We start from the raw sequence: 13,790 nt of genomic DNA, 5'->3' as shown, positions 1-13,790 counted from the left end.
TGAATTCAAGATAATGTGAAGGGAGAAATTTTTATGCGATTAGAAGGAATCCATCATGTGTCCGCCATTACAGCGGATGCGGAGCGGAATTTTAATTTTTTTACTAGGGTGCTCGGTATGCGGCTCGTGAAGAAGACGGTGAACCAAGACTCGACGTCCTCCTATCATTTATTTTACGCGGATGCGGTCGGTACACCAGGAACGGATATGACGTACTTTGACATTCCGATGGCGGGGAAGACGTACCCAGGTGTTTCCAGCATCAGTAACACGGCATTCCGGGTCATGTCCGAGGAAGCACTTGATTTTTGGAAACAACGATTTGCAACACTGGGCATTGAACACGATGCAGTAGAGGAGCGGTTCGGTCGCAAAACATTGGCATTCCGTGACCAAGAAGGATCCCGGCTCATGTTGGTCGTCGATGATGGAAAAGGGATTCCGTACGGTATTCCATGGGGCCGCGATGATATTCCGGAACAATACGCTATCGTTGGATTGGGTCCAGTCACCTTGACTGTCCGCCGTGCGGAAGCGACAGTCGATATGCTGACAACGGTGCTTCATTTCAACGAAATCGGATCCTATCCTTCAAATGTGGCAGGCATGCCCAACATCCGGGTATTTTCCACAGGGGAAGGCGGACCGGCTGGGGAAGTCCATGTCGAAACGAGGACAGATCTGCCGATGGAAAGACCCGGCCGTGGGAGTGTACATCACGTAGCATTCCGCATTAAATCTATGGATGACTACGATCGGTGGGACAACTGGCTGCGGAGCCGAGGCTTCATGACAAGCGGGCTAGTCGACCGATATTACTTCAAATCCATCTACTTCCGGGAGCCGAATGGCATTCTCTTTGAGCTGGCGACTGATGAACCGGGTTTCGCGACCGACGAGCCGTTGGAATCATTGGGCGAAACACTGGCCCTCCCACCATTTTTGGAGTCGCGGCGGGAACAGATCGAAGGCTCGCTACGGCCATTGGACTTTTGAGAGAGCAGGCGGCAAATCGAGAAAAATCGTAACTAATTTGCCGAAAAGTCGAAACATTAATTTAACCGTGTAAGCCCAATCTATGATAAAGTAATAAAAAAGTTTATCTCCAACCGTCAGGCACAAGCGTACAGGATGGAGCGCAGCTTAGAAAGGGGTAATAACATGGAATTCGAATTTGTGGAACTCGGCGGAGACGCTTTTGCATTTCGCAAGCAAGAGGATGGGAAGACAATTGCAGAAATTACATGGACGTTATTGGGAGATGTCATGGTAATGGATCACACCTTTGTCTCGCCTGCTCTACGGGGCCAAGGTGTTGCCAAGCAACTGTTGGACCAGGCCGCAGCGTATGCACGGGAGAATGACCTGAAGATGGAAGCGGTCTGCTCTTACGTTGTGACCGCGTTTGACCGCTATGCGGAATATGATGATATCAAAGCATAAGCATATTAAAAGGCAATCCTCCTCGATTCTGGTGGATTGCCTTTTATTCATAAGCTGACATGTAGATCCCTCACACTGACATCATGATGAAATGAACAATCGTCGTTAACGCAGATGCTCCGGCGACTGTATACAGCATGTCGACAGGGCTGAAAATGAGCTCTTTCTCCATTTGTATCGTCCCCTTTTCCTAAGGTGTAATTCTGTATATCTATATAAATACCCAACATTTTCCGGGGTAAACTTCGTAACCTAAAAAAACATCCCTCGGCCAGTCTCCAGGCAAGGGATGTTTCATTTTTACTGATTAGCGTCAAGAAGGTGTTCAGGAGTGCGAACCGTCTACCGTGTCCGTTCTGCAAGCCATAACGAAAGTTGCGGAAATACGATGACTATGACGAGAACAAAGATCATCAGTACAATAAAAGGAATTACACCCTTTACGACGGCCCCTAGTTTTTCTTTCGCAATGCCACTGACGACAAATAAGTTCAGACCGACCGGTGGAGTAATCATACCCAATTCCATATTAATCGTCATGATGATGGCAAAATGGATCAAGTTGATATCAAAATGTTTCAGCATTGGAAGTAAAATCGGTAGTGTAATCAAAATGATTGAAACAGCTTCCAAGAACATTCCCATGAAGAAGAACAGGATATTGACCATAATCATGAATGTCCATTTATTCACATCACTCGCTGAAATCCATGCACCGATTTGCTGTGGAATCTGCGCATTTGTCAAATACAGGCCGAACAAACTGGCTGCACCGATAATTAAGAAAATCATCGCCGTAATATTGACCGATTCAACGATAATTGGCTTGATATCTCTCCAATGAAGTTCCCGATAAATGAATGCAGAAACAATGATACCGTAGAATACTGCGATTACTGCTGATTCAGTCGGTGTAACAACCCCACTGTAAATACTTCCAAGGATCAGGACAGGCAAGAATGCGCCCCAGATCGCTTTAAGCGAACTTTTTCCCCGTTGCTCCCAAGTCGCTTTTTCTCCTTTTCCATACCCATTTTTCTTGGCATAGAAAATAGCGGAAACGATTAAGACGCCTCCAAGTAATAGACCAGGAATTACACCGGCCATGAAAAGCTTTCCGATTGATTCTTCTGCGGTAATCCCGTAGATGATCAATGGAATACTTGGTGGAATCAAAATCCCTAACGTACCCGCCGCGGCAACAAGGCCCATCGAGTACTTTTTATCATATCCTGCTTGAACCATTGCAGGGATCATGATCGAACCGATTGCTGCTGCCGTCGCCGGACTGGACCCGGAAATGGCGGCGAAAATCATACAAGCCATAATCGTAACGACGGATAGACCGCCTGGCAGATGACCGACCCAAGATTTGAGCGCTTCAATCAAGTACTTTGATATTCCCCCGCGAGCAAGCAAAACACCAGCCAAGACGAATCCTGGAATCGCCATCATCGGGAAGGAGTCAAGCGCCGTGAAGATCCGCTGCGGAACCATATTCATATTGAAGTCGCTTTGCATTAAAACAATCATAGTGGAAAGGGCAAGACTGATGGCAATCGGAACCCGCAAAACGAGTAGGCCGAAGAAAATACTAAGTAATAGGATTATCATATTGCACGTCCTTTCCTCTCACTATGTTGACAAGCCGTTCAACGAAACGTAATAAGAACATCGTTCCGGAAATCGGCAAGATCAAATAGACGATCCACATCGGAATCCCGACATCCAAGGAAACCATTCCGGATGTAAATCGGTTTTCAACCAGGATGATGCCGTAATAGGTGTAGACCGCACAAAATGCAATGCTGACCAAGGTTGCAAAAAGGTCTACAAAAAATTTAGCTTTCTTTGGAAGCTTGTCATAGACGATATCCACTTGGATATGCTGATTGTGACGCAATGCTAAAGAGAAGCCTAAAAAGACCCCCCAAATGATGACGTAACGGACGACTTCTTCCACCCATGCTTTCGGTTCATTGAACACGTACCGCATGAGAACGCCGTAAAAGATCAGGGTAATTCCCGCGAAAAAGAACGTACCCGCTGAAACTTCTTCAAATAAGTTCCAAAACTTTTTCAACTTTTTCATGTTTCGCACTCCTACTCCTTCTTCGCCTAATCAAAAACGCAAGTGACTATCGGACACATTCCAAAACATGGAATACGCTGTGTGAAAGTTTTACGGGTGTCGATCCCTGGAAGATCGACACCCGTTACATATTACTGAAGACCGCGAATACCATCGATTAGTTCAGGAGTGATCGTTTCAGTGAACTCATCGTATACAGGTTGAAGAGCATCAATTAATGCTTGGCGCTCTTCGGCAGTCAACTCAAGAACTTCAACTTTTCCAGAGTTTTTGATGTTATCCAAGCTTGCCGCGTTTTCATCGGAAGCGAGTTGCCACTCAAGTTCTGTCGCTTCTTTCAAAGCTTCTTCCACTTGTGTGCGGATATCTTCTGGCATGCTTTCCCAGAATGGTTTGTTAACGAAAATTGCATAGTCCAGACGTCCATGCTCACTAAGAGTCATGTATTTTTGAACTTCTTGATATTTTTGTGTGTCAATGTTGTTGTATGTGTTTTCTTGTCCATCAACAGTACCTTGTTGTAGAGCAGCATACGTTTCACCGAATGCGATCGTTGCACTTCCAGCACCTAGTGCTTGGAATTGAGCTTCTAGCACTTTACCTGCTTGCGCACGGAATTTAAGGCCTTTGAAGTCTTCTGGATTTTTCAAAGCGTGCTTGTTGTTCGTGAAGTGTTTGAAACCATTTTCCCAGAAAGCAAGTCCCATGATATCGTTAGCAGCCAATTTATCACTGTTTAGAAGTGTTTGAGCTACATCACTCTCAAAGAATTTGCGAGCGTGTTCTTGGTCGTTAAATAGGAACGGCATGTCAACATACTGCCAACGTGGGTCCAATTTAACCATTTTTGTAACAGATGGAGCGATCATGTGGACGTTGCCGGATACAAGCGCATCCAATTCGTCGTTATCTCCGTAAAGTTGGGAAGATGGATACACTTCCACTTTTGCCTTGCCGCCCGTTTTTTCTTCTACTAATTTAGCGAAGTGGTCAGCAGCTTGACCTTTAACACTATCAATCGATGTTACGTGCGAAAACTTGATGATAACCGGTTTATCGTCAGAAGCTTTTTCGCCGGAACCTGTAGAGCCTTCGTTCGCTTTGTCGCCAGAACATGCAGCTGCAAAAATGGCGAGCAAGCTGATGATGCTGACCAACAGAAACTTTTTCATCTTTTTTCCCCCTCTTGATGTTTTCTTCTGTGAATAAAACGTTTTCACAGATGACTATCCACAAATTAAAGATTAATTTGATAATTGCTAGTTTAGACGCTTTCATACAAAATTCAATATTAAGTAAGTATTGGGCTTTTTGGTCTTTATGGTATCTTGGTGAAATATATCGAAATTCCACGAAAAAAGAGATTGCACGGCGGCAATCTCTTTTCACAATATTTTTTATATTGCTCAACACGCTCCTGTTGTTGGGACCTGAATCTTTATTTTAAAGAATAATACTTTGTCGGCCTGCCGACTTGCCCGTACTGCATTTCAATGCGCACTTTCTCTTTGATGGCGAGAAAGTCCAAATACTTTCGGACTGTCACTCTCGCCATTCCGACATGCCGGGCCAGTTGCTCGGCCGTGACCGGAGACCCTTCCTCTTCGACGAGGCTAAGGAGGATTTGCTTCATTGTCAATTCATTCAAGCCTTTTGGCAATTCGATGGCATCCCCAGTGCTTCCGAGCCATTCATCGATATCTTCTTGTTTCAGCTGTTGCAACCCTTTAATCCGTTTGGTCATTTTATGGTAATCTTGGAGCGCTTTTTGGAAACGGTCGAAGCGGAACGGTTTCACCATGTAGTCGACTGCTCCGAGACGCATCACTTCCTGGATGGTTTGGGCATCCCGTGCTGCGGTAATCATGATTACATCGGAAGGGATGCGCTCTGATCGAAGTTCCACTAAAATGTCCAAGCCGGATACATCAGGCAGGAACATATCGAGCAAAACGAGATTGGGTTTCAATTTTTTGATTTGCCGGAGGGCGTCCTGTCCGTTAGCTGCGGTACCCACTAACGAAAAGCCGGTCACTTTTTCTAAAAAACCTATATTAACGTCCAATACCATCGGATCATCTTCAACGATAAAAACGGAGATGTTAGTCATTTACTCGTACCTTCCCCATATAGTCAGTGATATTGCTAAGATGTAGCGAAGTAAGTAGTATGTAGTATTTCATTCCCAAAACATGACAAACTTCATGCCAGTTCAGAATTATATAATAGTTATCTTGTATTATAACAGTTATATAGACTAATTTACATCTGAAAAGTGAAAACTCTTGTAACAGGTGCGAAGATGGGGCAGGTGTTTGAATGAAGATATCCAAAAAAAAACGCTCCCTCTCAAATTAGGAAGCGTTCTTTTCATCATTCAAGCCAACACAGGCTCTTGGATATAATAAACGTATTGGGCTGTTTCGACAGGATAGCCTTCGAACAATTCGTCAAACACATCAAGCAGTTCAAACCCTTGTTTTTCATAGAATGTCCGACCTATTTGATTGTGGCGATCGACGTAGACAAATAATTGTTTGGCATCCTGCAATTTAGATAGAGCATATTCGAATAATTTTCGTCCGTATCCATCTTGTTGATGGGAAGGTAAAATGTAGAGTGCTGTTAATTCAGAGTCTCCATCTTCATCTTTTTTCGTGAAATTGGCAAAGCCGACAGGGACTCCATTGCATTCCGCGATAAGCATGCATGTCTTTTCCATTCGTTTCCTTAACATGGCTTCCGAATAGGCACGGTCAATAAAATCCGTCTGAATTTCTTCGGGGATCATTCCATCATACGTAGCGCTCCACGTTTCCCGAGCGATATGTTGAACATGAATAATATCTGCTACTGTCATAGGTCGAATCATAGCGCTATCACCTCAGCAATCCTTTTTGTTATCATAGCAAAGAAATCGGGTAAAAACTATGGTTGTAATCAAATTGATATATTCGAAATGAACTAGGCACACTTACAAAACTGAGCGGCGAAACACCTATGAAATAGCGCCTGTAAGCATTATGAGTTGACAGACCAGGAGGAGTTCCTTCTGTCACCTTCTGCCAGCTGCAAGTTTCTAATCCTGGATTAAGGGGTATACTCCCTGTACAATCCAATATAAATTTACTTTGGAAGGATGATGGAAATGGCACGTAAACGAAATACATTATTGCTTGCTACATTGGCAACCGGTGCGTACGCGTACTTCAGCAAGAAAGAGAACAGAGATAAAGCGCAAGTCGCGTTCAACAATATGAAGACGAAACTCGATTCCTTTGTTCAAACGCAAAAATTGAATCGCGACCCTGAGACAAAGGCTGGTCATTCGGATCCGTACGATCTGCAGGACAACAAAATGGTGAGTGAAGGTGCACAGACGAGCGTCCATTATTACAATGAAGCGGTCCAAGACACAAAGTCTACGCCGGAAGACGATGGCCTCTACCACAAAAAGCATACTGGCGAAACTCCAATTGAAAATACGGCACAATAAACGTTGCCTCATGCTGTACGCTTCCTAACTAGGAAGCGTTTTTCTAATTCAATCAAACGGCGATTCTTTAACATAAAATAACGGTTGTCGACGGACATTCATTGTAATGCGCTAGCCTTTTGATGTATACTTTTCAGTAGTTTGAAATAGTGAAGGTGAATCTATTGAGGAAAAAAATCGGTCTTTGGACCTTGTTGATGACGACCGCGGTATTGTTAAGCGGGTGCGCCGGTGTAGAAAATAAAGAGGGAACTTTTTATAGCTTTTTTGTTAAACCTATGGATTCGCTACTCCATTTTTTCGCCGATAAGTTCAACGGAAGTTACGGTCTAGCGATCATTTTGATCACCGTACTCATCCGACTTGTCTTGATGCCGCTTATGTTGAAAAACTATAAGGCTCAGCAAGAGATGAAAGTGAAGATGGATGCGTTGCGTCCTGAAATGGAAGACATTCAGAAACGGATGAAAGAGGCACGGGAGAAAAATCTGCCGAAAGAAGAGCAGATGAAAATCCAACAGGAAATGATGGGGCTGTATTCGAAACATGGCGTGAATCCATTGAATATGGGCTGCTTGCCGTTATTGCTTCAAATGCCATTCATCATGGGGCTCTATTTTGCCATCCTGTATTCGCCAGACGTCAAGTCTCATCAATTCCTTTGGTTTAATCTGGGCGAACCGGATATGGTCATGATGCTCTTAGCCGGGCTCGTGTATTTCGTCCAAGCCCGCGTTTCGTTGTGGACGATGCCTGAACAGCAAAAACAACAGATGAAAATGTTCATTTACATGTCTCCGATCATGATCATGTTCATCTCCTTCAAGGCGATGGCCGCCTTGCCATTGTACTGGGCGGTAGGGGGACTCCTGCTCATCTTCCAAACCTACTTGGGCCGGAAGTTTTATTACAAAGAAGTGACGGCGGACAATGTTGATTTAACGGAAGTGAAGGAAGATGTTCAAAAGGTTGAAGAAGAATTGGAAGAAGATCTGGAAGAATCGAAAAACAAGAAGTCGAAAAAGTAATGAGGCAGGCTGGAGAGCGATCTCCAGCCTTTTTGGAGGGATTCACATGCAATTGAAATGGATATCGGGTATCGCCATCGTACTGGCTGCCCTCGCTTCCCTTTATTTTGTCGTCAAATCTAACTTGAATTATGCAGTGCTCGCGATGACTCTATTATTCACGTTGACCAACGGAGTGCGTGCGAAATCATTCCGCGAACAAGGTTTTGAGCGCCAATCCAAATGGATGGCCGGCATGTCTATTTTTTTCGGGATTTCATTCGTCGGTGCCTTGCTTTATCTACTATTTGGCCAATAAGACAGGAACGAAAAGCGAACCAAAGCGTCTAATTAGTAAGGTCCATCTAATTGTTTCCGCTTCGCCCATACTAGGATCGTCGCAGGAATAGTACATATGGTCATCCCTAAGAAAGCCAATTCCGGGGAGATGTCATAGAGATAGCCGCCCGGGAATGTTAGGATGGCCGTGCTAAGACTCATCGCAAATGCAGCGTACATCCCTTGGGCCGGAGCAATATGGCTGGCAGGAAGTCGTTCTGAAATAAATGCGACGAAGGCATAATGAGCCACGCCGAACGTCACGGCATGCAGCAATTGCGTGCCGATGAAAACAACAGTGGACGGAAACAGGTAGATCAATAGCCATCTGGCAGTCGATGCCAGCCCCGCAAGTAGGAACATTGTCGAAATACGGACGTTCGCTAGCAGCCGGTCCGCCCGTGTGAAAAATAAAATCTCAAACAGAACGGCAATATTTAATAGTATTCCGATCATAAAACCGTTGACCCCAAGATCGTCGAGGAAAATGAAACCGAAATTGTAGTAGGAAGCATGGGCGCCTTGCAACAAAATGGCCAGCCATAATGCGACAGCGAACCCTTTCGTAGTGAATAACGATTTGAAATTAACCTTTTGAGCAGCCCGGCCCTTAGCTATTGGCTTTCTTTGTAAAGCTTTTGGAGCGGTTTGCATGAAAAATACAGTGGCCAGCAAGAGACTCATAATCATCATAAAGAGGATGGCCTGCCCACCCCACAAGGACGTGACCGCCCCGACCAGCAAAAGGGCTACCGTATAGCCGATCGAACCGAATGATCTGCTTTTTCCGTAATGGATCCGACCGGATTTCATTAATAGAGAAGCGCCGCTTTCGACAGCGGGCAAAATCATCGGATAGACGGCACTAAACAAGATGGTGATCACTAGCAAAACAACGAATGGCGAAACGGGTAAATAGACAAGGGCCAACAGCAATGATAGTAGGGTCGTCCATCGTATTACGTGGATCATGGACAGTTTGCGGGTTAAATAGGGAAAGACCAAGAAAGTGGAAAACGTGCGTGCCACCATGCCCGCCCCCATGATGATACTCGCATGGGTGACGGATAGCCCTTTCTCCATGTTCAACCAACCTGTCCAATAGGGAAGAAAGATCCCCCACGTAAAGAAGAAAGCGAGAAAGCTTAGGGAAAGCCACCGTTGATCATTCATCGTACAAACTCCCTGTCCCGTGCAGTTATTTTGAACCCATATAATAGCATACAGATGTTAGAATGAGAAATCGTATAGAGAAGCAGATCTTGGTAGAAGGAAGGCTAGCTGTAATGAAGAACAAGAACCATATGAACCGAAGGAAAAAAAGAGGGAACGGGTTGACCATTGCCTTGTTGTTGTCCGGTTTCGTGATGACCGGAATCGTCGTTTGGGTTTGGATGAATGATTGGGATATCGAACAGAGCTTCCAGCGGGTAATGGGCAGTGCAAGTCCTTCGGAAGAAGCAAGTAAGCCCGAAGAGGACTCTTCGGTTTTATTGCCGACGGGCGGTGAAGTCGAGGAAGATGCTCCTGGGAATCCAGCGGAAAATCCTGCTGGAACTGAACCAAAACCGGCTGTGGATGCGGGGGGCTATATCATAGGGCAGCAACTTCCCGATGAACCGACCTATGTTCAAGACATATTGATTGCGAGTAAAAAATACCCATTGCCGAAGGAATATGACCCTGGAGAAGACCCGGAAGCCCGCGCCGCGTTCAATAATATGGCAGCAGAAGCGAAGTTATCCGGATTCCACCTGACCGCTTTCAGCACATACCGCTCGTTTGAATACCAGACGACTCTATATGAGCGATATGTCGAAAGAGACGGCAAGGAGGCGGCCGACCGGTACAGTGCCCGTCCGGGATATTCCGAACACCAGACAGGGCTTGCCTTCGATATCGGCGAAGTGAACTTCGAAACGCATTGGGCCTCCCCGACATTCGAAGAGACGGAAGCAGGGAAGTGGGTGGCAGCCAATGCCCATCGGTACGGTTTCATCATGCGCTACCCGAAAGGCAAGGAAGAAATCACGGGATATATGTACGAGGCTTGGCATTTCCGTTATGTGGGAGAGAAGATAGCAGGCGAAATTTACGAGAAAAATAGCACTTTGGAAGAGTTTTTGGGCATTGAATGAAAGAATGGGGTTGTCCTGTATAGGCAGTCCTTTTCGTAATGGGGACGATGCGCTCATAACTTTCCGCAAGTGCTCATAAAAATGGAATGGAGCTTATATTTTTGAAGAACGGCTCATAAGCTTCAGGTTGGCGCTCATATTTCGCCACGAGCGCTTATGCCGGCGGAGAACCGCTCATATTTCGAAACAACCGATCATAACCAATCCGTCCACATTCCCTCTCATTTGAAAACGGGCCTATCCAGCTAATTGGACAGTCCCGTTTTTTTATAAGATTGGAGACACAAGTCTTGAAATCGATTCTTTCAATTTAATAGTCCTTGACCGTTCTTCATACATTTCGTATGTCAATTCCGTCGCCAATTGCATGTCTTGTTCGAATAACTCTGCGAGCGCATGGGAGGTTTCCCGATCGTAGATGAACGCATTGACTTCAAAATTCAATTTGAAACTTCGAACGTCGATGTTGGCGGTTCCGACCGTTGACAGTTCGTCGTCCACTACGATTTGTTTCGTATGAATGAATCCATTGTCATAAATATAAACACGTGCGCCCGCTTTCAATAGTTTTCCGATATTCGAATAGGTCGCCCAATAAACAAACATATGATCCGGCTTGTTCGGGATCATGATCCGCACGTCAATTCCGGAAAGGCAAGCGATCCGGAGGGCATCCAAGAAACTGATGTCCGGGATAAAGTACGGGGTCTGGATATAAATATACCTTTTGGCCAGGAAAATCATTTTCAAATAGCCATCTTTAATATGTTCCCATTCCGCGTCAGGTCCGCTTGAGACGATTTGCATGCCGACACTGCCTTTACGCGGGATGGCAGGAAAATAACGATCGGTATACTCGATCTGGTATTTTTCGGGGGAGGCCTGATTCCAGTCCAAGATGAATCGGGTTTGCAACGGATGTAACGCGCTGCCTTCAATCCGGAGGTGGGTATCGCGCCAGTAGCCGAACCGCTTAGATAGCCCCAAATATTCATCCCCCACATTAAAGCCGCCGATGTATCCGATGCGGCCGTCAATAATGACGATTTTCCGGTGGTTCCGATAATTTAAGCGGGGATTGATGAGCGGAAGGATGGCGGGGAAGAAGGCCTCTACCTCTCCGCCAGCTTCCATGAGTTCTTTCAAATGTCTTTTCCGTAACCCACGGGACCCGATATCGTCGAATAAGACCCGTACACGGACTCCTTGTTTTGCTTTTCGGATCAACACATCCAGAATCCGTCTTCCTAAATTATCCAATCGCAAAATATAGTATTGGAAATGGATATGGTCTTTTGACTGCTCCAAATCTTTAAGGAGTGTGGCGAATTTATCCTTTCCATCATTAAAAATCTGGACATCATTGTCCTGTGTCAAGACGGCATGATTGTTCCGCAAATGCATATAAATCATATCTTTATAATGAGCTGTATCGTCTAACCGGAATTCAAGCGTGCCATCTTCGATTGCGGCGATTTGGTAATCAATCAATGTATCAATTCCGATTTTATTGCGGCCATCCCACCGGAATAGTTCATCCTCCCGTAATCTCCTGCCGAGTAAGAGGTAGATGAAGAACCCGAAAAACGGGATGAAGAATAGAACCAGGAGCCAAGCCCACGTTGCAGTGGGGTCTCGTCGTTCCAAGAAGATCAAGGCGATGGCCAGGAGGATGTTCAGGATGAGGATGATCGTAACGGACAGACTAATCAAATGGGTCATAAACGTCCTCCTTCCAAGTATCGTCGTCATAAATTCATTATACCGGAGTTTTCCGGGAATGGGCGAGATGAGTGGTTTTCGGGTGGTGGCCCGTTTTCCATACTTCATTATATGGACTTTATGAGAAAAAGGTTTCGTGTTCCTCTGGGAAGACGAAACCTTCTATGCTTGTAGATTTGCCTCATTTCGTTGCTGCATCCACAGTTCGCAATGAATGGGTTGATTTTCTGAAGGCGATGATCAGGAAAATGGAGAGCACAGCAAGAATAGCAGAAAGGTAATACATATTGCCCGCTTCTTTCGTGAAGATCCAAGTGAACAACAACGGGCCGATGATGCGTCCCATGTTGTCCATTGAATACGTCATGCCGGCAGCAGTGCCGTATTTTCCGCCGGATTCTTTCGTCGTCAAGGAAACTAGCACTGTCCGTGCGAGCGCGTTCCCGGCTGTGAAAACGCTCATCGCGAAGCCCGCCCAAAATAAATTCATCGTAAACGGAATGAGCAGCAATCCGGCCGCTGTAATCAAATGCGCCGCAAAAATCCAAGTTGTTTCGGTCCCGTTTTTCACCCGGCGTACGACTCCGCCCTGAATCGCAGCATCGACAAAGCCGCTGGCCATAAACAGGTAGCCGATCTGCAACGGCGTAATGCTGATCTGCTCGATTTGGAACAGTTGAAATGTCGCTTCAATCCCGGCCAGAATGAACGTCACCATGAACGAAGTCAGGAAGAGATAGCGGATCCGATATTGCCATAGTGTGGTGCCGCCTTTAGGGAGGAGCGCCCGTTTATTCGCCTCGCCCCGGCGCTCAGGCTCCTTCAAGATGAATTGGGCATAGACTAAGAGAAGCAGAGTCAAAATTCCTGAAGCTAAGTAAGGGGCTTGCAGATTGATATGACCCAGAACTCCCCCGATAGCTGGTCCGAAAATGAACCCAAGTCCGATCGACATACCTAGGAGACCCATATATTTATTGCGATTCTCCTCATCCGTCATATCCGCGACAAACCCGGTGACCGCTGTGTACAGGGCACCGGAGAACACTCCGCCGACAACTCGAGAGAAATAGAGAAGAGCTAGGTTGTCCATGAACATGGCAAATAAAAAGAAGCTCGCGCTGAAGCCGATAAGCCCGGTCAAAATCAATTTCTTCCGGCCTGTCCGATCGGAAAACGAACCCCATAAAGGAGCGGTGAAAAAGGAAGCGAGCGCGTACACGGTAAGCAGCCCACCGACATGCACCTCGGTATATCCTTCTTGTAGAATCACCTCAGGCAAAATCGGAATGACAATGCCAAATCCAAGATACACAAAAAATTGGACGGACATCAAAAGGAGAATTGCTTTTTTCATAAAAAAACCCGCTTTCTATTCGATTGCTAATCTCATTTTACTCGTCCGAACGAAAACGTACAAAGAAAATGGACAGGGGATTGGAGAATATGGGGGAATAGGGAGCTGGGGAGCGTATTGGTATGGAATAGTTTATTAGGTGTGGAAACTGTCATGGCGATATGCCGGGCTGTCATGGCAATTGGGCGAACTGTAA

The 13,790-nt window shown here is 45.7% G+C and carries 14 protein-coding genes; 6 read left to right on the top strand and 8 right to left on the bottom strand.

What is annotated here, in order from left to right:
• Positions 1-33: 33 nt before the first annotated feature.
• Both AB1K83_RS16180 and AB1K83_RS16175 read left to right on the top strand, forming a co-directional pair.
• Entirely contained in the window at positions 34-996 is a 963-nt protein-coding gene (locus AB1K83_RS16180) for a ring-cleaving dioxygenase (RefSeq protein ID WP_413059252.1), read from the top strand.
• Positions 997-1,161: 165 nt separating this feature from the next.
• Positions 1,162-1,443 (top strand): GNAT family N-acetyltransferase, encoded by a 282-nt coding sequence (locus AB1K83_RS16175; RefSeq protein ID WP_413059251.1) that lies wholly within the window; start codon positions 1,162-1,164, stop codon positions 1,441-1,443.
• A 342-nt stretch (positions 1,444-1,785) separates the two neighbouring features.
• On the opposite strand, the gene AB1K83_RS16170 is transcribed toward AB1K83_RS16175, so the two are convergent.
• The 5 genes from AB1K83_RS16170 to AB1K83_RS16150 form a co-directional block, all read right to left on the bottom strand.
• A complete protein-coding gene (locus AB1K83_RS16170; RefSeq protein WP_413059250.1) occupies positions 1,786-3,057 on the bottom strand; it encodes a TRAP transporter large permease in 1,272 nt (423 codons plus the stop codon).
• Positions 3,038-3,535: a TRAP transporter small permease gene (locus tag AB1K83_RS16165; protein ID WP_413059249.1), complete on the bottom strand. Its 498-nt coding sequence runs from the start codon at positions 3,533-3,535 to the stop codon at positions 3,038-3,040. The genes AB1K83_RS16170 and AB1K83_RS16165 overlap by 20 nt, the downstream gene beginning before the upstream one ends.
• Before the next feature lie 131 nt (positions 3,536-3,666).
• Entirely contained in the window at positions 3,667-4,707 is a 1,041-nt protein-coding gene (locus AB1K83_RS16160) for a DctP family TRAP transporter solute-binding subunit (protein WP_413059248.1), read from the bottom strand.
• Positions 4,708-4,973: 266 nt separating this feature from the next.
• On the bottom strand, positions 4,974-5,645 hold the full coding sequence (locus AB1K83_RS16155; protein WP_413059247.1) for a response regulator: 672 nt from the start codon (positions 5,643-5,645) through the stop codon (positions 4,974-4,976).
• Between the two features lie 267 nt (positions 5,646-5,912).
• A complete protein-coding gene (locus AB1K83_RS16150; protein ID WP_413059246.1) occupies positions 5,913-6,407 on the bottom strand; it encodes an N-acetyltransferase family protein in 495 nt (164 codons plus the stop codon).
• 276 nt (positions 6,408-6,683) lie between these two features.
• On the opposite strand from AB1K83_RS16150, the gene AB1K83_RS16145 reads away from it, so the two are divergent.
• The 3 genes from AB1K83_RS16145 to AB1K83_RS16135 all read left to right on the top strand — a co-directional run bounded on the left by AB1K83_RS16145 (position 6,684) and on the right by AB1K83_RS16135 (position 8,357).
• Positions 6,684-7,031 carry a hypothetical protein gene (locus tag AB1K83_RS16145; RefSeq protein ID WP_413059245.1) on the top strand — a complete coding sequence of 116 codons (348 nt, stop codon included), beginning with the start codon at positions 6,684-6,686 and terminating at the stop codon, positions 7,029-7,031.
• Between the two features lie 164 nt (positions 7,032-7,195).
• Positions 7,196-8,059 carry a membrane protein insertase YidC gene (gene yidC / locus AB1K83_RS16140; RefSeq protein WP_413059244.1) on the top strand — a complete coding sequence of 288 codons (864 nt, stop codon included), beginning with the start codon at positions 7,196-7,198 and terminating at the stop codon, positions 8,057-8,059.
• A gap of 46 nt (positions 8,060-8,105) precedes the next feature.
• Complete coding sequence (locus AB1K83_RS16135; RefSeq protein ID WP_413059243.1) at positions 8,106-8,357, top strand: hypothetical protein; 252 nt, start codon at positions 8,106-8,108, stop codon at positions 8,355-8,357.
• A 32-nt stretch (positions 8,358-8,389) separates the two neighbouring features.
• Here the strand turns inward: AB1K83_RS16135 and AB1K83_RS16130 are convergent, their stop codons facing one another.
• A complete protein-coding gene (locus AB1K83_RS16130) occupies positions 8,390-9,550 on the bottom strand; it encodes an MFS transporter (RefSeq protein ID WP_413059242.1) in 1,161 nt (386 codons plus the stop codon).
• Positions 9,551-9,663: 113 nt separating this feature from the next.
• On the opposite strand from AB1K83_RS16130, the gene AB1K83_RS16125 reads away from it, so the two are divergent.
• Positions 9,664-10,515 carry a D-alanyl-D-alanine carboxypeptidase family protein gene (locus tag AB1K83_RS16125; RefSeq protein ID WP_413059241.1) on the top strand — a complete coding sequence of 284 codons (852 nt, stop codon included), beginning with the start codon at positions 9,664-9,666 and terminating at the stop codon, positions 10,513-10,515.
• A 267-nt stretch (positions 10,516-10,782) separates the two neighbouring features.
• Here the strand turns inward: AB1K83_RS16125 and cls are convergent, their stop codons facing one another.
• Together cls and AB1K83_RS16115 are read right to left on the bottom strand one after the other, a co-directional pair.
• Complete coding sequence (cls, locus tag AB1K83_RS16120; protein ID WP_413059240.1) at positions 10,783-12,237, bottom strand: cardiolipin synthase; 1,455 nt, start codon at positions 12,235-12,237, stop codon at positions 10,783-10,785.
• A 181-nt stretch (positions 12,238-12,418) separates the two neighbouring features.
• On the bottom strand, positions 12,419-13,594 hold the full coding sequence (locus AB1K83_RS16115; RefSeq protein WP_413059239.1) for an MFS transporter: 1,176 nt from the start codon (positions 13,592-13,594) through the stop codon (positions 12,419-12,421).
• Between the last annotated feature and the right edge of the window lie 196 nt (positions 13,595-13,790).

The sequence above is a fragment of the Sporosarcina sp. 179-K 3D1 HS genome, from assembly GCF_047228905.1.
In the GTDB taxonomy this organism is placed as follows: domain Bacteria; phylum Bacillota; class Bacilli; order Bacillales_A; family Planococcaceae; genus Sporosarcina.
This window is presented reverse-complemented; position numbering and strand designations above follow the sequence as displayed.